Here is a 257-nt window from a genome sequence, read left to right as displayed (position 1 = left end):
GACCAGCAGGCGCAGATCGAAGCGGACATCCAGGCCGTCTATGCCGCTCGCCCTGCCCTGGCGATGGTCAACTCCGACAAAGGCATCACCAACCTGCACGTGCCGAGCGACGTCATCGTCGACGCCTCGATGCCGGCCATGATCCGTGACTCCGGCAAGATGTGGGGCACCGACGGCCAGCTGCACGACACCAAGGCGGTGATCCCGGATCGCTGCTACGCCACCATTTATCAGGCGGTCATCGAAGACTGCAAGGC

Annotated in this window: 1 protein-coding gene; it reads left to right on the top strand. The window is 63.8% G+C overall.

Annotation, left to right across the window (positions count from 1 at the left end):
- On the top strand, positions 1-257 hold a 257-nt coding region (locus tag AC0L3B_RS39835), incomplete at both ends, for an NADP-dependent isocitrate dehydrogenase (protein ID WP_473383397.1).

Source organism: Bradyrhizobium sp. Kon56 (assembly GCF_055807635.1).
This window is presented reverse-complemented; position numbering and strand designations above follow the sequence as displayed.